At 70.3% G+C, this 17,729-nt stretch carries 19 protein-coding genes; 5 read left to right on the top strand and 14 right to left on the bottom strand.

The window, feature by feature from the left end; all coding sequences use genetic code 11:
• Positions 1-77: 77 nt before the first annotated feature.
• Complete coding sequence (gene bfr, locus ACIPC1_RS01065; RefSeq protein WP_384386692.1) at positions 78-557, top strand: bacterioferritin; 480 nt, start codon at positions 78-80, stop codon at positions 555-557.
• 8 nt (positions 558-565) lie between these two features.
• On the opposite strand, the gene ACIPC1_RS01070 is transcribed toward bfr, so the two are convergent.
• From ACIPC1_RS01070 to ACIPC1_RS01080, 3 genes are all read right to left on the bottom strand, one after another.
• Entirely contained in the window at positions 566-817 is a 252-nt protein-coding gene (locus tag ACIPC1_RS01070) for a bacterioferritin-associated ferredoxin (protein ID WP_402512212.1), read from the bottom strand.
• Positions 818-979: 162 nt separating this feature from the next.
• On the bottom strand, positions 980-2,335 hold the full coding sequence (locus tag ACIPC1_RS01075) for a class II 3-deoxy-7-phosphoheptulonate synthase (protein ID WP_384386687.1): 1,356 nt from the start codon (positions 2,333-2,335) through the stop codon (positions 980-982).
• A 135-nt stretch (positions 2,336-2,470) separates the two neighbouring features.
• Positions 2,471-3,481: a glycoside hydrolase domain-containing protein gene (locus ACIPC1_RS01080; RefSeq protein WP_402512214.1), complete on the bottom strand. Its 1,011-nt coding sequence runs from the start codon at positions 3,479-3,481 to the stop codon at positions 2,471-2,473.
• A 323-nt stretch (positions 3,482-3,804) separates the two neighbouring features.
• Here ACIPC1_RS01080 and ACIPC1_RS01085 point away from each other — a divergent pair, with 323 nt between their 5' ends.
• Complete coding sequence (locus tag ACIPC1_RS01085; protein ID WP_078602827.1) at positions 3,805-3,861, top strand: trp operon leader peptide; 57 nt, start codon at positions 3,805-3,807, stop codon at positions 3,859-3,861.
• A gap of 109 nt (positions 3,862-3,970) precedes the next feature.
• The gene (locus ACIPC1_RS01090; RefSeq protein WP_402512215.1) at positions 3,971-5,956 is read left to right on the top strand and encodes an anthranilate synthase family protein; all 1,986 of its coding nucleotides are present in this window, start codon (positions 3,971-3,973) and stop codon (positions 5,954-5,956) included.
• Here the strand turns inward: ACIPC1_RS01090 and ACIPC1_RS01095 are convergent.
• The 5 genes from ACIPC1_RS01095 to ACIPC1_RS01115 form a co-directional block, all read right to left on the bottom strand.
• Positions 5,908-6,123, bottom strand: coding sequence for a hypothetical protein (locus tag ACIPC1_RS01095; protein WP_402512217.1), 216 nt, complete (start codon positions 6,121-6,123; stop codon positions 5,908-5,910). The two genes, ACIPC1_RS01090 and ACIPC1_RS01095, sit on opposite strands and share 49 nt — an antisense overlap.
• Positions 6,124-6,635: 512 nt before the next feature.
• Entirely contained in the window at positions 6,636-7,664 is a 1,029-nt protein-coding gene (locus ACIPC1_RS01100; RefSeq protein WP_402512218.1) for a 6-phosphofructokinase, read from the bottom strand.
• A 156-nt stretch (positions 7,665-7,820) separates the two neighbouring features.
• A complete protein-coding gene (locus tag ACIPC1_RS01105) occupies positions 7,821-8,501 on the bottom strand; it encodes a response regulator (protein ID WP_402512219.1) in 681 nt (226 codons plus the stop codon).
• Positions 8,498-9,790 (bottom strand): MacS family sensor histidine kinase, encoded by a 1,293-nt coding sequence (gene macS / locus ACIPC1_RS01110; RefSeq protein WP_402512220.1) that lies wholly within the window; start codon positions 9,788-9,790, stop codon positions 8,498-8,500. The genes ACIPC1_RS01105 and macS overlap by 4 nt, the downstream gene beginning before the upstream one ends.
• Before the next feature lie 45 nt (positions 9,791-9,835).
• Positions 9,836-10,669 (bottom strand): lysophospholipid acyltransferase family protein, encoded by an 834-nt coding sequence (locus ACIPC1_RS01115; RefSeq protein ID WP_402512221.1) that lies wholly within the window; start codon positions 10,667-10,669, stop codon positions 9,836-9,838.
• A 192-nt stretch (positions 10,670-10,861) separates the two neighbouring features.
• Here ACIPC1_RS01115 and ACIPC1_RS01120 point away from each other — a divergent pair, with 192 nt between their 5' ends.
• Together ACIPC1_RS01120 and ACIPC1_RS01125 are read left to right on the top strand one after the other, a co-directional pair.
• Positions 10,862-11,671: an alpha/beta hydrolase gene (locus ACIPC1_RS01120; RefSeq protein ID WP_384386667.1), complete on the top strand. Its 810-nt coding sequence runs from the start codon at positions 10,862-10,864 to the stop codon at positions 11,669-11,671.
• Entirely contained in the window at positions 11,664-12,302 is a 639-nt protein-coding gene (locus tag ACIPC1_RS01125) for a hypothetical protein (protein ID WP_402512223.1), read from the top strand. Before ACIPC1_RS01120 ends, ACIPC1_RS01125 begins: the two co-directional genes overlap by 8 nt.
• Positions 12,303-12,311: 9 nt before the next feature.
• Here ACIPC1_RS01125 and ACIPC1_RS01130 read toward each other — a convergent pair whose 3' ends face one another.
• From ACIPC1_RS01130 to ACIPC1_RS01155, 6 genes are all read right to left on the bottom strand, one after another.
• Complete coding sequence (locus ACIPC1_RS01130; protein WP_402512224.1) at positions 12,312-13,085, bottom strand: endonuclease/exonuclease/phosphatase family protein; 774 nt, start codon at positions 13,083-13,085, stop codon at positions 12,312-12,314.
• A gap of 280 nt (positions 13,086-13,365) precedes the next feature.
• On the bottom strand, positions 13,366-14,319 hold the full coding sequence (locus ACIPC1_RS01135) for an ROK family glucokinase (protein ID WP_385738611.1): 954 nt from the start codon (positions 14,317-14,319) through the stop codon (positions 13,366-13,368).
• A 54-nt stretch (positions 14,320-14,373) separates the two neighbouring features.
• Complete coding sequence (locus ACIPC1_RS01140) at positions 14,374-14,847, bottom strand: DUF5304 domain-containing protein (protein WP_384386657.1); 474 nt, start codon at positions 14,845-14,847, stop codon at positions 14,374-14,376.
• A 58-nt stretch (positions 14,848-14,905) separates the two neighbouring features.
• On the bottom strand, positions 14,906-16,087 hold the full coding sequence (locus tag ACIPC1_RS01145) for an ArsA family ATPase (protein ID WP_402512226.1): 1,182 nt from the start codon (positions 16,085-16,087) through the stop codon (positions 14,906-14,908).
• Positions 16,088-16,320: 233 nt separating this feature from the next.
• Positions 16,321-16,761, bottom strand: a complete 441-nt coding sequence (locus tag ACIPC1_RS01150; protein ID WP_365427415.1) for an SRPBCC family protein — start codon at positions 16,759-16,761, stop codon at positions 16,321-16,323.
• A gap of 124 nt (positions 16,762-16,885) precedes the next feature.
• Positions 16,886-17,683 carry a metallophosphoesterase gene (locus tag ACIPC1_RS01155; RefSeq protein WP_402512228.1) on the bottom strand — a complete coding sequence of 266 codons (798 nt, stop codon included), beginning with the start codon at positions 17,681-17,683 and terminating at the stop codon, positions 16,886-16,888.
• Positions 17,684-17,729: the final 46 nt, after the last annotated feature.

Consider the following 17,729-nt stretch of genomic DNA (forward strand, 5'->3'; position numbering starts at 1 on the left):
GACGTTCCGAGATCGCCGGTGCGAGGATGCGGCGCAATCTGCCCCCGTTCCCCGCCTGCTTGGAAGGAGCCTCTGCAATGCAGGGCGACCCCGAGGTCCTCGAGTTTCTGAACGAACAGCTCACCGGCGAGCTGACGGCGATCAACCAGTACTGGCTGCACTACCGCATCCAGGACAACAACGGCTGGACGAAACTCGCCAAGTACACGCGTTCCGAGTCCATCGATGAGATGAAGCACGCGGACAAGATCACCGAGCGCATCCTCATGCTGGACGGTCTGCCGAACTACCAGCGGCTGTTCCACGTCCGGGTGGGGCAGACCCTCACCGAGATGTTCCAGGCCGACCGGCAGGTGGAGGTCGAGGCGATCGACCGTCTCAAGCGGGGGATCGAGGTGATGCGAGCGAAGGGCGACATCACCTCCGCGAACATCTTCGAGGACATCCTCGAGGACGAGGAGCACCACATCGACTACCTGGACACGCAGCTCGAACTGGTCGAGAAGCTCGGCGAGGCGCTCTACATCGCGCAGCAGATCGAGCAGCCGGACAGCTGACGGGCCCGCTAGGCCGCCTCGTCCAACGGCGTGGACACCGGGACCCGCGAGAGGACCGGCTGACCCTCGTCCGCCAGTTCGCGGCGCGGGCACGCTCCCCGGCCCAGCAGGGCCTGAATGCGGCGGACGCACGAACCGCAGTCCGTGCCCGCCTTGCTCGCCGACGCTATCTGGCGAGGGGTGCAGACCCCGTCCTCCGCGTGCTTCTTCACCTGCGCCTCGGTGACACCGAAGCAGTTGCAGACGTACACGCGGTCCACCTCCCGACGGGGGATTCCTAGGTCGTGCCATCCCGATAATCGGTGAGGCTAACCTAACCTTACCCGTCCTGCGGAGACCGCAAAAGTGCGGTGGGGCGCGGATCGTATGTGATCCGCGCCCCAATTCACGCTCCTGTAACAGCCGAAACAGCTGTGCGTCCGCTACTGATCGCGGTACATCTCCGCAACGAGGAAGGCCAGGTCAAGGGACTGGCTGCGGTTCAGCCGGGGGTCGCATGCCGTCTCGTACCGCTGGTGCAGATCGTCGACGAAGATCTCGTCGCCGCCGCCCACGCACTCGGTGACATCGTCGCCGGTGAGCTCGACGTGGATGCCGCCCGGGTGGGTGCCCAGACCCTTGTGGACCTCGAAGAAGCCCTTGACCTCGTCCAGCACGTCGTCGAAGCGGCGGGTCTTGTGGCCGGAGGCCGCCTCGTAGGTGTTGCCGTGCATCGGGTCGGTGATCCAGGCGACGGTCGCCCCGGAGGCGGTGACCTTCTCGACCAGCTCGGGCAGCTTGTCACGGACCTTGTCCGCGCCCATCCGCACGATGAAGGTGAGACGGCCCGGCTCGCGGTCCGGGTCGAGGCGCTCGATGTACTGCAGCGCGTCCTCGGCCGTCGTCGTCGGGCCCAACTTGATGCCGATCGGGTTGCGGATCTTCGAGGCGAACTCGATGTGCGCGCCGTCCAGCTGGCGGGTGCGCTCACCGATCCACACCATGTGGCCCGACACGTCGTACAGAAGGCCCGTACGCGAGTCGACCCTGGTCAGCGCCGACTCGTAGTCGAGGAGCAGCGCCTCGTGGGAGGCGTAGAACTCGACGGTCCTGAACTCCTCCGGGTCGGCCCCGCAGGCCTGCATGAAGTTCAGCGCCTGGTCGATCTCGCGCGCCAGCTGCTCGTAGCGCTGGCCCGACGGGGACGACTTCACGAAGTCCTGGTTCCAGGCGTGCACCTGGCGCAGGTCGGCGTAGCCGCCGGTGGTGAAGGCGCGCACCAGGTTGAGCGTGGAGGCGGACGCGTTGTACATGCGCTTCAGGCGCTCGGGGTCCGGGATGCGGGACTTCTCGTCGAAGGCGAAGCCGTTGACCGAGTCGCCGCGGTACGTCGGCAGGGTCACGCCGTCGCGGGTCTCGGTGCCCTTGGAGCGCGGCTTGGAGTACTGGCCCGCGATCCGGCCCACCTTCACGACCGGCACGGAGGCCGCGTAGGTGAGGACGGCGCCCATCTGGAGCAGCGTCTTGAGCTTGGCCCGAATGTGGTCGGCGCTCACGGCGTCGAACGACTCGGCGCAGTCGCCGCCCTGCAGAAGGAACGCGTCGCCCTTCGCGACGGCCGCCAGACGGGCGCGCAGCTGGTCGCACTCGCCCGCGAAGACGAGCGGCGGATACGACTGGAGGTCCGCGATCACATCGCGCAGAGCCTCGGCATCGGGGTACTCGGGCTGCTGCGCCGCGGGCAGGTCTAGCCAGCTCGCCTTGGCGGCGATGGCTTGGGATTCAGCGTTCACGGTCACCTCGTAAACATTACGGGGTCATGTCGAGCGTCCCTTCACCTGCTCACGAATTGAGACGGGCCGAACTCGACGGGGACACACGCCGGACGGCCGTACAAAAAGTTCGTACGACCGCCCGGAACAGGCAGGAGGCGGCTAGTCGACGTCGAGCCGGTTGCGGTCGATGCTGATCCGCACGCCGCCGTGGGTCTCGGTCGTGTCGCCGACGTACTGGTGGATCCGCTGGTGCTTGGGCCACAGGCTCGCGGGGATCGCCGAGTCCGTGGTCGTCGACTCGTAGTTCCAGCGGGCGAAGTGGATCACGTCGGGCGGGGTGATGTTCTGCGCCTTGGCCACCAGGTCGGTGATCAGGGAGGAGACGCTGCCGTAGGCGCCGGAGCGGTAGCCGAGCTGGTGCAGGCGCTCGGTGTAGGCGTCGATGTAGGCCAGCACCCGGGTGGTCACCGTGCCGCCGCGGGCGTAGTGCTCCAGGTCGTTGTAGATCACCGAACCCTTGCCGAGGCCCAGCGCGGCGGCCTGCTTGGCCGCGTCGTCGGCGGCCGCGGTGCCCTGCGGCACCGGGTCGGTGATCGAGGCACAGCCTCCGGCGCAGCTGCCGCCGTCGGAGGAGGGCTGTCGGCCCACGTACAGCGGGATGAAGCGCCAGCCGTTGGCGTACTGCGCGCGCACCCAGGCGGCGGTCAGGTTCGGCTGGGCACAAGCGCGGTTGAGTCCGCCGATGTAGATGCCGACGGCGCCGTACTCGGACGCGTCCCGCCAGGCGTTCATCGCGGACTGGCTCGGCGCGGTGCAGGCGTCGAAGCCCTCGCCCCTGAAGGACGTGGCGTCCGCGGGGACGGGCGCCGCGGCCTGTTCGGCCTGCGCGGTCGCGACGGGCAGACCGGCGCTGCGCAGGATCCGCTGGATGCTGCCGCGGTCGTCGCCGTACGCGGCGGTCACGGCGATGCGGTCGGCGGTGGCCCGGTAGGTGCGGGCCGTGCGGTTCTCGGTGACGGCGCTTCCGGCGGTGGTGGCGGGCTGGATGAGGAGCGCTTCGGTACGTCCCCGCAGGCGCGCCGGGCAGTCCTGCCGGCCCCCGGGCGTGCCGAGGTACACGGCGTGGCGGTCGAAGCGGACACAGGCGTCCGGGTTCTTCTCCAGGTCCACGACCTCCCAGGAGGCGGGGACGGCGAACTCGTGGCCGCGGTAGCGGACCTGGCTGATGTCGTCGGATTCGGCCGGACGCGGGGCGGACAGGGCGGTGCCGGGCCAGCCGGCGGCAAGGACCGCGGCGGTGGCGAGGGCCGTGAGCGCGCGTGCGCCGCTCCGGCGGGACAGGGGTGAACGAACTGCGTGAATGACTCGCTCCTAGGTCGGGCTCCTCGATCGGGCTGTGAACCCATCAATGGCCGCCGACCGGGCAGCCCGAACCCCGTCCTCACACGGTTCACGCTGTTGCCCGGCCACCGGCGTCGGGTAGGGTGCGGCGCATGTTCGCGCACTCGATCCAGACCTGGTGGTGGACCGCTCATCCGGCGGCCCGCTGACTGCGCGTACTCAAGACTTCGCGAAGGCCGCCCGAGGGGCGGCCTTCGGCGTTTTCCGGAGCCGTTCCTCTCTGAGTCACCCAGACCTCTCCGAGAAGGAACAGGACCGATGAACCTGCTCGATCTGCTGGACGATCCCCGTCCGTTCGCCCTGCTGCGCCGCCGCACGCCCGGCCGTGACCACCAGGTGGTCGAGGTCCTGCTGGGCCCCGTCAGTACCTACGACCGTCTCGCCGACCTCCCCGACGAGGGCCTCGTGCTGATCCCCTACCGCCAGATCAGGGAGCGCGGCTTCGACGTCCGCGACGACGGCACGCCGCTCGCGGTGCTGACCCCGGAGGAGACGTACGAACTGCCGCTGGAACGGGCCCTGGCGGAGCTGCCGTCGCACGAGGTGCGGGTCGAGGGCGGTGGCTTCGACGTCGGCGACGAGGAGTACGCCGGGATCGTCGGACGCGTCCTGCGCGAGGAGATCGGGAGCGGCGAGGGCGCGAACTTCGTCATCCGGCGGACGTACGAGGGTGAGATCCCGGGGTTCGGGAAGGCCGACGCCCTGGCCCTCTTCCGGCGGCTGCTCGTCGGCGAGCGGGGCGCGTACTGGACGTACGTCGTGCACACCGGGGAGCGGACGCTGGTCGGGGCGAGCCCCGAGGTGCATGTGCGGATGTCGGGCGGCACGGTCGTCATGAACCCGATCAGCGGGACGTACCGCTACCCGGCCGGGGGTCCGACGCCCGAGGGTCTGCTCGGCTTCCTCGCCGACGGCAAGGAGATCGAGGAGCTCTCGATGGTCGTCGACGAGGAGCTCAAGATGATGTGCACCGTCGGTGACATGGGTGGGGTGGTGATCGGGCCACGGCTCAAGGAAATGGCCCATCTCGCGCACACGGAGTACGAGTTGCGGGGCCGCTCCTCGTTGGACGTACGGGATGTGCTGCGCGAGACCATGTTCGCCGCCACCGTGACCGGGTCACCGGTGCAGAACGCCTGCCGGGTCATCGAGCGGCACGAGGTCGGCGGGCGGGGCTACTACGCGGGCGCGCTGGCGCTCATCGGGCGGTACGCGGGTGGCGGGCGGGAAGAGGCTGTCGACGGGCGGGAAGGTGCTGTCGACGGGCGGGAGGGTGCTACCGGAGGGCCGGAAGGTGCTACCGGAGGGCCGGAAGGTGCTGTCGGCGCCCAGACTCTCGACTCCCCCATCCTCATCCGGACCGCCGACATCGACGCGGCGGGGCGGCTGCGGGTGCCGGTCGGCGCCACCCTCGTACGGGGATCGGATCCCGCGAGCGAGGTCGCCGAGACCCATGCGAAGGCGGCGGGGGTACTCGCGGCGCTGGGGGTCCTGGACGGCAGGCCGCGCGAGGAGGGCGTACGGCCGCAACTGGCCGACGATCCGCGGGTACGGGCGGCGCTCGACGGACGACGGGCCTCGCTCGCGCCGTTCTGGCTGCGGATGCAGGAGCGGACCGACGCGCTGGAAGGGCACGCGCTGGTCGTGGACGGCGAGGACACGTTCACGGCGATGCTCGCGCATGTGCTGCGGTCGTCAGGTCTTGACGTGACGGTGCGGCGGTACGACGAGCCGGGGCTGCGGGAGGCGGTCGCGCGGCACGAGGGGCCGCTCGTGCTGGGCCCCGGGCCGGGCGATCCGTGCGATGTGCACGACCCCAAGATGCGTTTCCTGCGCGAGCTGACGGCCGAGGTTCTGCGCACGCACGGCCACGGCGTGCTCGGGGTCTGCCTCGGCCATGAGCTGATCGCGGCCGAGCTGGGGCTGGAGATCGTCCGCAAGGAGGTGCCCTACCAGGGCGCGCAGACCGCGATCGACCTCTTCGGGCGGACGGAGACCGTCGGCTTCTACAACAGCTTCGTGGCGCGCTGCGACGACGAGGCGGCGGCCGAGCTGTCGGCTCATGGAGTCGAGGTCAGCCGCGGCGGGACCGGTGAGGTGCATGCGCTGCGCGGGCCTGGGTTCGCGGGTGTGCAGTTCCACCCGGAGTCGGTGCTGTCGCTGCGCGGCGCCGGGATCGTGCGGGAGTTGCTGGGTCAGTTGCGCGAGACCAGCACGTTCGCCGAGCGGCGGCCCGCGGTGTAGTCGGGGACGTTGCCCAGGGTGGTGTCGATGATCTCGTGGCCGGCCGCGAGGTGAGCGGTGTCCTCGGTCAGGAGGGCGTCGAGGCAGCGGACGTCGTGGTGTCCCGCGAAGGCCTGCTGGATCGGAGGCTTCTCGTCGGACTGGACGCCGGAGGCCGGGATCTCCACGAGGCCCTCCGGGTGGTTGCCGGAATTGTCTGGTGCCGGCGCATGTACGGGGAGGGGGAGGGGGTGCGCGCGTGGTTCCGGCCTCCGGTCGACCAGGCCTCGCCTGCCGTGATGTTCGGGGCGGGGCCGGGGCGGGGGCATCCGTCCTCGGTCTGGCGCGGAATCGGCTGCTCACCGACTTGGCGGCGTTGACGCGCCAGCCGCTGCGGGCGGACGTCCCCGCCCCGTCCCCTCCGGTGCGTCGGCGGGTGCGGGGCGGGGGGATGCCCGGCTCAGCCGACACCCCGTGTCCTCCGGTGCGCCGGCGGGTGCGGGGCGTGGACATGCCGGCTCAGCCGACACCCCGTGCCCTGCGGTACGCCGACGGGTGCGGGGCGTGGGGCCGCCGGCTCAGCCGACACCCCCATCCCCTCCGGTACGCCGACGGGTGCGGGACATGGGGACGCCCGGCTCAGCCGACACCCCCATCCCCTCCCGTACACCGGCGGTGCGAGGGCGGGGGGATGCCCCGCTCAGCCGAAGAAGACGCCTACCTCCTCGTAGAGCTTGGGGTCCACCGTCTTCAGTTTGGCCGTGGCCTCCGCGATGGGGACGCGGACGATGTCCGTGCCGCGCAGGGCGACCATCTTGCCGAAGTCGCCGTCCCGGACGGCTTCGATGGCGTGCAGGCCGAAGCGGGTGGCGAGCCAGCGGTCGAAGGCGCTGGGGGTACCGCCGCGCTGGACGTGCCCGAGGACCGTGGTCCTGGCCTCCTTGCCGGTGCGCCTCTCGATCTCCTTGGCCAGCCATTCGCCGACACCGGAGAGCCGGACATGCCCGAAGGAGTCGAGCGAACCGTCCTTGAGGACCACGTCGCCGTCCTTGGGCATGGCGCCCTCGGAGACGACCACGATCGGGGCGTACGAGGCCCTGAAACGGGAGGTCACCCAGGAGCAGACCTGCTCCACGTCGAAACGCTGCTCGGGGATGAGGATGACGTTCGCGCCGCCGGCGAGGCCCGAGTGGAGGGCGATCCAGCCCGCGTGCCGGCCCATCACCTCGCAGACGAGCACCCGCATGTGCGACTCGGCGGTGGTGTGCAGCCGGTCGATCGCCTCGGTGGCGATGTTGACGGCGGTGTCGAAGCCGAAGGTGTAGTCGGTGGCGGACAGGTCGTTGTCGATGGTCTTCGGTACGCCGACGACGGGAACGTCGAACTCGTCGGTGAGGCGAGCTGCGACGCCCAGCGTGTCCTCGCCGCCGATCGCGATGAGCGCCCCGACGCCCTGCTTGGCGAGCGTCTCCTTGATCCGGCGGATGCCGTTCTCGACCTTGAGCGGGTTGGTGCGCGAGGAGCCGATGATGGTGCCGCCGCGGGGCAGGATGCCGCGCACGGCGGGGATGTCGAGCCGGACGGTGTCTCCTTCGAGCGGCCCCCGCCAGCCGTCCCGGAAACCGACGAAGTCATAGCCGTACTCCTGCACGCCCTTGCGGACGATGCCCCGGATGACGGCGTTGAGCCCGGGGCAGTCGCCGCCTCCGGTCAGTACTCCGACCCGCATGGAAAAGTCCCTTCGCCATGGTTGGCTGATGGGACTCACGCTAATAGTGATCCAGGTCACTTCGGCATGGTGCGGAAGGTCAATTCCGGTGAATTGTGCGGGTGTTGATCACCTGCCGTCACCCGAAGGTGGACGACGGGCACATGTGCGCGAGCCCTACACCTCGTCGAGGCCGCGCTCGATCGCGTAGCGGACCAGCTCGACCCGGTTGTGGAGCTGCAGCTTGCCCAGGGTGTTCTGCACGTGGTTCTGGACGGTGCGGTGGGAGATGACCAGGCGCTCGGCGATCTGTTTGTAGCTGAGGCCCTTGGCGACCAGGCGGAGCACCTCGGTCTCGCGGTCGGTGAGCTGCGGGGCCCTTGGCTGGTCGCCGCCCGTGGCGGGCCCGGGGTCCGAGGCGAGGCGGCGGTACTCGCCGAGGACCAGGCCCGCGAGGCCCGGCGTGAACACCGGATCGCCGACGGCCGTGCGGCGCACCGCGTCGATCAGCTCCTCCGTGGACGCCGACTTGAGCAGATAGCCCGTCGCGCCGGACTTGACCGCCTCCAGGACGTCGGCGTGCTCACCGCTGGCCGACAGGACGAGGACGCGCAGCACCGGGTTGGCTCCGACCAGCTCCTTGCAGACCTGGACTCCGGGCTTGGCGGGCAGGTTCAGATCGAGCACGAGGACGTCGGGTGCGGCGGCCTGGGCGCGGCGCACGGCCTGTTCACCGTCGCCCGCGGTGGCCACCACGTCGAACCCGGCCTCGGCGAGGTCGCGCGCGACGGCGTCCCGCCACATCGGGTGATCGTCCACCACCATGACCCTGATCGGCCCTTTGCCCTGCTCACTCATGCCCGCTCCGCCTTCCCCCGTGAACCCTTGGAACCCATCGAACCCAGCGAACCCATCGGCGCTTCAGGATCCCCCTCCGACTCCGACCCCGCCGCTTTCGGTACCTTCAGCTCGACTTCCGTGCCCTGTCCCGGGACCGAGATCAGCTCGGCCGCGCCGCCGATCTCGCGCAGCCGGCCGCGGATCGACAGGGCGACGCCGAGCCGCCCCTCACCCTCGGCCTGAGCGAGCCGCCCCTCCGGGATGCCGGGGCCCTCGTCGCGTACCGTCACGATCACCGTGTCCGGCTCGTCCTCGACCAGGATCCAGGCGCGGGCGTCTTCGCCTACGTGCTTGCGGACATTGTCCAGGGCCGCCCCGACAGCCGCGGTCAGCTCCCGGGCGGCGGCCGGGGCGAGCGGCACGGCCGCGCCTGGCTCGGAGAGCGTCACGCGCGCGGTGGCGTATGGGGCCAGGAGCGCGCGCAGGTCGACGGGGCCCCCGGGGTTCTCGTCGTCCGGTTCGTCGACGGCGCGTACGAGGGCACCGAGCGCCGCGTCCTCGGACACCCGGGAGACGGGCACCAGGCCGCCCGAGACCAGCGTGCGCAGCGCCACCTCCTGCTCGCCGGCCATCCGGCCGAGCTCGGCGGCCTCGCCGCCGAGGGCGGAGGCGCGGCGCTGGACCATGGCGAGGACCTGGAGTACGCCGTCGTGGATGTCGCGGGCCAGACGCTCCCGTTCGCGGGTGGCGGCCTCGATCTCCAGGGCGCGGGCGAGGGTGCGCTCGGAGGCGCGGGCGACCTCGACGACGTACCCGATGGCGATGGAGGCGACCCAGACGAGGAGCACGTTGTGGATGGTGTCCCGGGTCGGGGCGCCGCGCTGGACGAGGTTGGCGACCGCGACGAGCGTGGAGGCGAACGCCGCCCAGCGCCAGCCGCCCTTGATCGCGAATGCCAGGACGGAGCCCGCGGTCCATATCGACGGCAGCGTCGGACCGCCGGCCTGTATCCGGGCCGCGTCGTCGGCGACCCGGGTGAGCAGGATGCCGACGAGCGCGATGGTGAGGTCGGCGGCGAGGAAGCGCTTGGTGCAACTGGCCGCGTTGGCGACCCTGGGCAGCGTCGCGACGGTCCACACCACCAGCACGGCGAAGTACGCGATGGCCACCCAGGGCCGCGCGAACGTGTCGTAGGCGGTGACGAAGAGCCCGATCGCGTACACCATCGTCAGCAAGCGGTAGCCGCTGAGCGCACGCCACAGCGGCTGCTCGACCGACATCCTCATGACTCGCTCACGCTTGGTCATGTCCCCCACCCCATACCCCACACCCCACGCCGCTGACGAACGCGGCTAGGAACCGGCCCGTTCCTTCTCGGCAGCCTCAGCAGCCGCCTTTTCGGCCTCGGCTTCGGTTTCGGCCTCCACCTCTACCTCGGCGGCGGCCTTCGCGGCCTGCTTCTGTGCCTGTTCGGCTTCCTTCTCGGCTTCCTTGTGCGCCTGCTTCTCGACCTTCGCCGCCTCCACGATCTGCCGCTTGGCGGCCGTCGCGTAGATGTCGACGTACTCCTGGCCCGAGAGCTTCATGATTTCGTACATGACCTCGTCGGTCACCGCGCGCAGCACGAAACGGTCGTGCTCCATGCCGTGGTAACGGCTGAAGTCGAGCGGCTTGCCGATGCGGATTCCCGGGCGCATCAGCTTGGGCATCACCTTGCCCGGCGGCTGGATCTTCTCGGTGTCGATCATCGCGACGGGGATGACGGGCGCGCCGCCGGCGAGCGCCACGCGCGCGAGGCCACCGGGTTTACCGCGGTAGAGCCGGCCGTCGGGCGAGCGTGTGCCCTCCGGATAGATGCCGAACAGCTCACCGCGCTCCAGGACGTCGATACCGCTCTTGACGGCCGCCTCGCCCGCACCGCGCGCACCGGAGCGGTCCACCGGGAGCTGGCCGACGCCCTTGAAGAAGGCGGCGGTCATCCGGCCCTTGATCCCGGGCGTCGTGAAGTACTCGGCCTTCGCGATGAAGGTCACCTTGCGATCGAGGACCGCGGGCAGGAAGAACGAGTCGGAGAACGACAGGTGATTGCTCGCCAGAATGGCGGGGCCCTCGGCGGGGATGTTCTCGAGGCCTTCCACCCAGGGCCTGAACGCGAGCTTCAGCGGCCCTCCGATGGAAAACTTCATTGCGCCGTAGATCAACCGAGTGCCTCCTGTGTAGTAGCTCAGACCTTAACCCGGAGCACTGTCAAAGGGCCCGACGACCCTGGTCGGTGTCGGTGCGGTCGCGTACGGTGAAGTACGCCTCGAACTCCCGGGGTCGTGTCTTGCCCCTGCCGCTTGTCCCATTCCGCCCGTCTCATGAACAGGAGACCGAAGGTGCCGGTCCTTCCTGGAGCCGAGCCGTTCCGCCATGAAGGCGGAGAGGTCGGCGTCCTCCTCTGCCACGGTTTCACCGGTTCCCCGCAGTCGCTGCGCCCCTGGGCGGAGTATCTCGCCGAGCGCGGTCTGACCGTCGCGCTGCCGTTGCTGCCCGGGCACGGCACCCGCTGGGAGGACATGCAGCTCACCGGCGGGCAGGACTGGTACGCGGAGGTGGACCGCGAGCTGCGGGCCCTTCTGGGGCGTTGTTCGCAGGTCTTCGTCCTCGGCCTCTCCACAGGCGGCGCGCTGGCCCTGCGGCTCGCCGTGAAGCACGGCGACAGGATCAGCGGCATCGTCGTCGTCAACCCGCTCAACAAGTTGCACGGCCCGGCGCCCTACGCCCTTCCGGTACTCCGGCACTTCGTGGGGTCTACGAAGGGGGTCACGAGCGACATCGCGAAGGAAGGTGCCAAGGAGCTCGGCTACGACCGGGTGCCTCTGCACGCCGCGTACTCGTTGCGGAACTTCCTCCGGGTCGTCGACGGCGAGCTGCCGCAGGTCACCCAGCCGCTGCTGCTTCTGCACAGCCCGAACGACCATGTGGTGCGGCCCGCCGACTCGGCGCGTGTCCTCAGCCGCGTGTCGTCCACGGACGTGACGGAGATCCTGCTGGAACAGAGCTACCACGTCGCGACGTTGGACCACGACGCGGACCGGATCTTCGAGGAGAGCTACGCGTTCATCGGCCGGCTCGCACCCAGCGTCGGCAAGGAGTCCGACGCTGGTCGACCGGTTCAGCAGGAAGGGACGGCCACGGGTGGCTGAGCACGAGGCGGACCGCGACGATTCCGAGGAGAAGGGCGTGCCCCTGGGCGAGCCCTTCGGTGAATCCCTCGGCGACGAGCAGAACGTGCCCTTCGACGAGGAGGCCGCGTGGCAGGCGATCGTCTCCGGGTACGGCGACGAGCCCAAGGACCCGCCGGGCGCGAAGCCGTTCAAGTCGGTGGAGGACCTGGCCCTTCTCGAACCGGAGACGAACGACGACAAGGCCGCAACCACGACCGAGGACACCTCCGAGGACACCTCCGGCGATAAGTCCGCACCCGCCAAGCCCCTCGGCAGCTCGGTCGCCTTCGCCCCCGGTGTCGCCGGTCCGCGTGACTTCCAGGCACCCGAGCCCGCCGACGAGGACCTCGACGAGGACGACGAGGGCCACTTCGTGCCACCCGAGCCGCCCCCGCTGCCCGCGGCCGACACCACGGCCAAGTTCGCCTGGCTCGCCGTCCTCGGCGGCCCCGTCCTGCTCCTGCTGGCCGTTCTCCTCGGCTGGGACATGACCTGGTGGCTCACCACCCTCGGCATCGGCGGCTTCCTCGGCGGCTTCGCCACGCTGGTGACCCGCATGAAGAGCGACAACGAGGACGGGGACGACCCCGGCCGGGGCGCGGTGGTCTGACCCGAGCCCCTACACAGCAGCCGGCACCCGGAGGGCGGCCAGCACCGGAAGGTGATCGGTCGCCCTCTCAAGATCGGCCTCCGCAACACCCGGAAGGCCCAGCGGCACCCCACACCCCAGGACCTCCACCCCCTCCGTGGCAAAGATCGCGTCGATCCGTTGATGAGGATCCACCGCACTGGAGGTCAGCTCACCACCCCAGGCCCGGGTGGCCCAGCCATCCTGGAGAGCGGCGCCAAGCCGCTTGAAGGTGCGCCCATCAGGCCGCTCATTGAGATCGCCCCCCACAACAGCGTGAGGCGTGCCCAGACGGGCCACCTGCTCAAGCAGCATGCCGCCCTGCTCATACCGCTCGTCGTCCCGCAGCGAGAGATGACAGCTCACCACCCCCACCCGAACCCCACCGAACCGAACCACCGCCGTGGCGAACCCGCGCCGGTGCAACCCGGGCGTGAGTGGAAGCAGGACATCCTCGGTCCGCTCGACCGTCGCCCGCAGTGAGCACAACAGCGCAGGCCCGGACGCGGTACCCCCACCCGACAGAACGACCTGCCCGGACGCCGCCGCAAGCCGAGCCAGCTTCTTCCGCCACCGAAAGAACCGCGGAGCCTCCTGCACCAGCACAAGGTCCGGCGAGCAGGCCCCGATGACGCGCGCGAGCGCATCAGTGTCATCACGCATCGACCGAATGTTGTAACTGAGCACCCGAACAACAGCCGAACCATCGGCCTCGGTAAGGGAGTTGGGCAACGACCTGACCACACTCGACGAGCTATTCGGCATGACGATCAAGATACGACAACACAGCCCCCGAGCACCCGGCACGCCCCGCGCCCGCAGCCGCCCACGCACGGAAGGGGCCGTGTCGGTACATCAAATGCCCGCATCCGAACGGATCAAAAAGAAACAGCTCCCTCGAACCCACAGCAGATCCGTTCGGATGCGGGCGGATGTACCGGCGCGGCCCCGCCCCACGACGACGTAGCAGGCGCACAAGACGCACGACAACGCCCGCCGCCCCCGGAGTGGGGACAGCGGGCGCACATCACACAGCAAACGAACGTCACATGATCGGGTCCGGCTCCCGGGCCAGATCCGCCGCCCCCACAAGCCCCGCCTTGTTCCCGAGCTGCGCGGCGATGACATCGGCGACGGGACGCCAGTTGCCCCCCACCAGCCACCGCTTGTACGACTTACGAATGGGGTCGAGAACCAGCTCGCCCTCGTCCGACAGACCGCCACCCACGATGAAGGCGGACGGGTCGAAGAGCGAGGCCAGATCGGCAAGGCCCGCACCGGCCCAGCGGGCCAGCTCACGGTAGGAGTCCACCGCGACCGGGTCACCCTGGCGCGCGGCGACCGAGATGTGCTTGCCCTCGATGCCGTCGGGGCTGCCGTCCCCCAGCGCGAGCAGGATCTCCGCGTTCTCGGGGGTGGCGTTCGCCCGCTGCTTCGCGTACCGGACGAGCGCCCGCCCGGAGGCGTACTGCTCCCAGCACCCCTGCGAGCCACACCCGCACAGCAGACCGTCCGGCACCATCCGGATGTGCCCGAACTCGGCGGCCACACCGAAGTGCCCGCGGCGCAGCTTGTTGCCGATGATGATGCCGCCGCCGAGACCCGTGCCCAGCGTGATGCAGATGACGTTCCGGTGGCCCTTGCCCGCGCCGAACCTGTACTCGCCCCACGCGGCCGCGTTGGCGTCGTTCTCCACGACGACCGGCAGCCCTACGCGCGATTCGACCTCGGCCTTCAGCGGCTCCTGCCGCCAGTCGATGTTCGGCGCGAAGTACACCGTCGAGCGCTGGCGGTTCACGTATCCCGCCGCACCGATACCGACGCCCACGATCTCGTGCCCGGCACGCGCACCGTCCACCGCGGAGGCGATGGCATCCACGATCGCCTGCGGCGTGGTGGGAGTCGGCACCTTGTGGGTCGAGAGGATGTTGCCTTCCTCATCGACCACACCGGCCGCGATCTTCGTGCCGCCGATATCGACGCCGATGGTGAGTCCCATGAATCCCTCAGTTTCGGTCGAGCCCCGCTACGGCCAACCGTACCCGAGCTGCCTTTAGTCCAAGTCGATGTGTTCCCCTGGACCGGTGCCCTCGTCGCGAGGGCCCGTGTCCCGGGTCGTCCAGCGTCGCTCCTGCGCCTCGACGGCCGACCGGTAGGCGGCGAGCAGCTCGGAGCCCGCGGTCGCGAGGTGGTCGAAGACATCGGGGTTGCGCTCGATGACGGGTTCGACGGCGGCCTTGGCCTGCTGCACGACCTGGTTGACCACCTGCTGGGCAGCGCCGCCGGCGACCGCGCCGAGGAGCGGCGACTGGAGGCCGGACAGCTTCTCGGCGACGGTGTCGACGAGCTTGCGCAGCTCATCGGCGGCCGAGCCGGGCGGTGTGCCGTACTGGGCGCGGCGACGGGCCTTCTCCGCCGCGAGATCCTCGGCCACCGCGTGCGCCCAGGCGTCGGCATCGACGTCGGGCGCACGGACTTCGCCAGCCGCTTCCTGAGCGGCGTCGGACGGCGTGCGCTCTTCGCTCATGGCGGTTCTCCTGACTACGTTTCGTCCCTCCGACGTTACCCGAACGGAGGTACGTGGTTCACCGTGTGCGCGGCCACAGTCCGGGGTCCGGCGCGAATCGGATCCTCAGTTCGCCCTCGCGCAGGGCGGCGCCGTCCACGGTGCAGCGCCGCAGGGCCGACGGCAGCGGCACGATCCGGCGGAACTGTCCGACGGTGACGACGAGTTCGTCGCCGCGCCGGATCAGGTCCAGCTCCTCGCGTATGGCGCCGGGCAGCGGGATGTGCCAGACGAGGACGCCCTCGTCGGCGAGGCGGTCCTGGAGGGGCCACTCGACGGGGGGCGGCGTCTCGTTGACGACACCGGGTACGGGGAGCGCGGCGAGGTCGTGGGTGCCCCGCGGGTCGTGGCCGCGGTGCGGGACCTCGTGGACGTCGTACGTCTCCTGCCACTCGTCGAGTGCCTTGCGCTGCTGGGCGGCGAGGGCGGCGAGGGCGGCGAGCCAGGTGTCGTTCGTGGCACCCGGCAGCACACGGTTGGCGACCAGGGCGTCGACGGAGAGGCCGCGCAGGGCGAGGGCGGTGCCGGCGACGCGTACGGCGTCGGTGCCGGCCGGACCCGGGTCGGCGACCAGCCGTACGGTCGTGGCGCGGTCCTCGACGACCGCCTCCACGGCGGCCAGTTCGAGGTCCCAGCGGGCCGCCGTCTCGTACAGCCACTGGGCGGGCATCGGGACACCCGCGAGGCGGCCGAGGACGGGGCGCAGGGCGCGGGCCGCCTGGCGTTCCGCCGGGAGCAGGCGGCGCAGATAGCGGCGGAGTTCCTCGGGGAGGGAGAGGAGAGCGAGGGCCTGCGGGGCCGGCGGGAGGTCGACGACGAGAAGGTCGTACGTGTCCGAGGTCGCCGCGTCGCGCAGGGCGCGGAGCAGGGCGAGTTCCTCGGCGCCGGGCAGGGGGGTGACTTCCTCGGCGTCCAGACGGTTGGCGCCGAGGAGGTCGAGGGCAGTGGTGGCGCGGTCCTGGAAGGCGGTGAGGTCGGCGCGGAAACGTTCGGTGGCATCGGGGCGCCAGGTGGTGAGGTTGTCGCCCGCCTCCGCCGGAGCGGGCCCTGTCCGTACGCCGAGGGCGGCGCCCAGGGTGTCCGTGCGGTCGGCGCTCAGTACGAGGGTGCGGGTGCCGTTGCGGGCGGCCTTCAGCGCGGTGGCCGCGGCGACGGTGGTGCGGCCGGAGCCGCCGGGGCCTGTGATCAGGATGGTGCGCATGAGGGTGAACGGTACCTGGGCTGGCGGGGGCGCCTTGGCAGGGCTTCAGTGCAACCCCGTTTGCATGGCACCCGGCGCCCGTGCCGGCGTAGAGGCGTTTTTCGCCCCCTCCGCCCCTACCCGTCCCTTGTTTCTGGGGGCTCCGCCCCCAGACCCCCGTATCGCGCCGAACGCGCTCGTCCTCAAACGCCGGACGGGCTCAACGATCTCCAGCGCCGGACGGCCTGGTTGGGCTACTTGGTCTCCTCCACCCGCTTCTTCAGGCCCGCCAGCGCGCGGTCGATGATGACCTTCTCCGCCTTGCGCTTGATCATGCCGAGCATGGGGATCTTGACGTCGACCGTGAGGAGGTAGGTGACCTGGGTGGCGCCGGTGCCCGCGGGCTTGAGGATGTACGAGCCGTCGAGGGAGCGGAGCATCTGGGACTTGACCAGGGTCCAGGAGACCTCGTGGTCGCCGGTCCAGGTGTAGCCGAGGGTCTGGTCGTCCTTGATGGCACCGGCGTCCATGACGAGGCGTACCTGCTCGGCGCGGCCCTGGCCGTCCGTGGCGAGTACCTCCGCCTCCTTCACCTCGCCGGTCCAGTCCGGGTAACGGGCGAAGTCGGCGATGACCGCCATGACATCAGCCGGTGCCGCCTCGATCGTGATGCTCGAACTGGTGTGTTCAGCCATCGCCGTGGCTCCTCCAGATACGGTCCGGTGAGGGAGGGTGGTGCGCACGTGTGTGCAGCGTGAAGGCTACCGCGCACCGGACGGGGTGCCGTCACCCGCACCGGTCAGGAGGAGGCCCGGCCCCTCACCACTCCAGGGCCCACGGCCGCCCGGAGCCCGCGAAGTGGCCCACGTTCACGCACTCGGTCGCCCCGATCCGCATCCGCCGTGCCAGCGGCTGGTGGACGTGACCGAAGAGCGAGTAGCGGGGCCGGGTACGGCGGATCGCGTCGAGGAGAGCCAGGCTGCCGCGTTCGAAGCGGCGCGCCACCGTGTCGTAGACCAGTTCCGGCACCTCGGGCGGGATGTGGGTGCACAGCACGTCGACCTCGCCGACGGCCTCGATCTTCGCCGCGTACTCCTCGTCGCTGATCTCGTAGGGCGTGCGCATGGGTGTCGTCAGTCCCCCGCCGACGAAGCCGAAGGTCCGGCCGCCGATCTCCACCCGCTGGCCGTCGAGCACCGTCGTGCCGGGTCCGGCGTATTCCGGCCACAGAACCGGCATGTCGACATTGCCGTATGTGGCGTACGTCGGTGTCGGGAAAGCGGCGAACAGGTCGGCGTACTGCTTGCGCACCGCCTTCTCGATGGCGGTCGCCCGGCCCGTGCCGATGCCGGCCCACAGCTGGGCCCCGAAGTCCCGCGCCTCCTCGAAGCGGCGGGCGGTGCGCAGCTCGACGATGCGGTCCGCGTTCTCGACGCCGAAGAGATCGGGGAAGATGCCGCGCGAGTGGTCGGCGTAGTCGAGGAAGAGCACGAGGTCACCGAGGCAGATCAGCGCGTCCGCGCCGTCGCCGGCCCTGGCCAGGTCACGGGCGTTGCCGTGTACGTCACTGACCACATGGACGCGCGTCCTGCCGTTACCGCCTGGTGTGGGTGCCATGACGATCAAGGGTAGGCGTGTGCGGCATGGGTGAACAGGAGCGGGA

Source organism: Streptomyces sp. NPDC087263 (assembly GCF_044744645.1).
Taxonomy (GTDB): Bacteria; Actinomycetota; Actinomycetes; order Streptomycetales; family Streptomycetaceae; genus Streptomyces.

Coding starts and splice junctions, on each gene's coding strand:
- ACIPC1_RS01130 (WP_402512224.1), bottom strand. CDS start 13,085: ATGCCGAATAGCTCGTCGAGTGTGGTCAGGTCGTTGCCCAACTCCCTT.
- ACIPC1_RS01135 (WP_385738611.1), bottom strand. CDS start 14,319: ATGGGACTCACCATCGGCGTCGATATCGGCGGCACGAAGATCGCGGCC.
- ACIPC1_RS01145 (WP_402512226.1), bottom strand. CDS start 16,087: ATGCGCACCATCCTGATCACAGGCCCCGGCGGCTCCGGCCGCACCACC.
- ACIPC1_RS01140 (WP_384386657.1), bottom strand. CDS start 14,847: ATGAGCGAAGAGCGCACGCCGTCCGACGCCGCTCAGGAAGCGGCTGGC.
- ACIPC1_RS01105 (WP_402512219.1), bottom strand. CDS start 8,501: ATGAGTGAGCAGGGCAAAGGGCCGATCAGGGTCATGGTGGTGGACGAT.
- ACIPC1_RS01115 (WP_402512221.1), bottom strand. CDS start 10,669: ATGAAGTTTTCCATCGGAGGGCCGCTGAAGCTCGCGTTCAGGCCCTGG.
- ACIPC1_RS01150 (WP_365427415.1), bottom strand. CDS start 16,761: ATGGCTGAACACACCAGTTCGAGCATCACGATCGAGGCGGCACCGGCT.
- macS (WP_402512220.1), bottom strand. CDS start 9,790: ATGACCAAGCGTGAGCGAGTCATGAGGATGTCGGTCGAGCAGCCGCTG.
- ACIPC1_RS01155 (WP_402512228.1), bottom strand. CDS start 17,683: ATGGCACCCACACCAGGCGGTAACGGCAGGACGCGCGTCCATGTGGTC.
- ACIPC1_RS01090 (WP_402512215.1), top strand. CDS start 3,971: ATGAACCTGCTCGATCTGCTGGACGATCCCCGTCCGTTCGCCCTGCTG.
- ACIPC1_RS01100 (WP_402512218.1), bottom strand. CDS start 7,664: ATGCGGGTCGGAGTACTGACCGGAGGCGGCGACTGCCCCGGGCTCAAC.
- bfr (WP_384386692.1), top strand. CDS start 78: ATGCAGGGCGACCCCGAGGTCCTCGAGTTTCTGAACGAACAGCTCACC.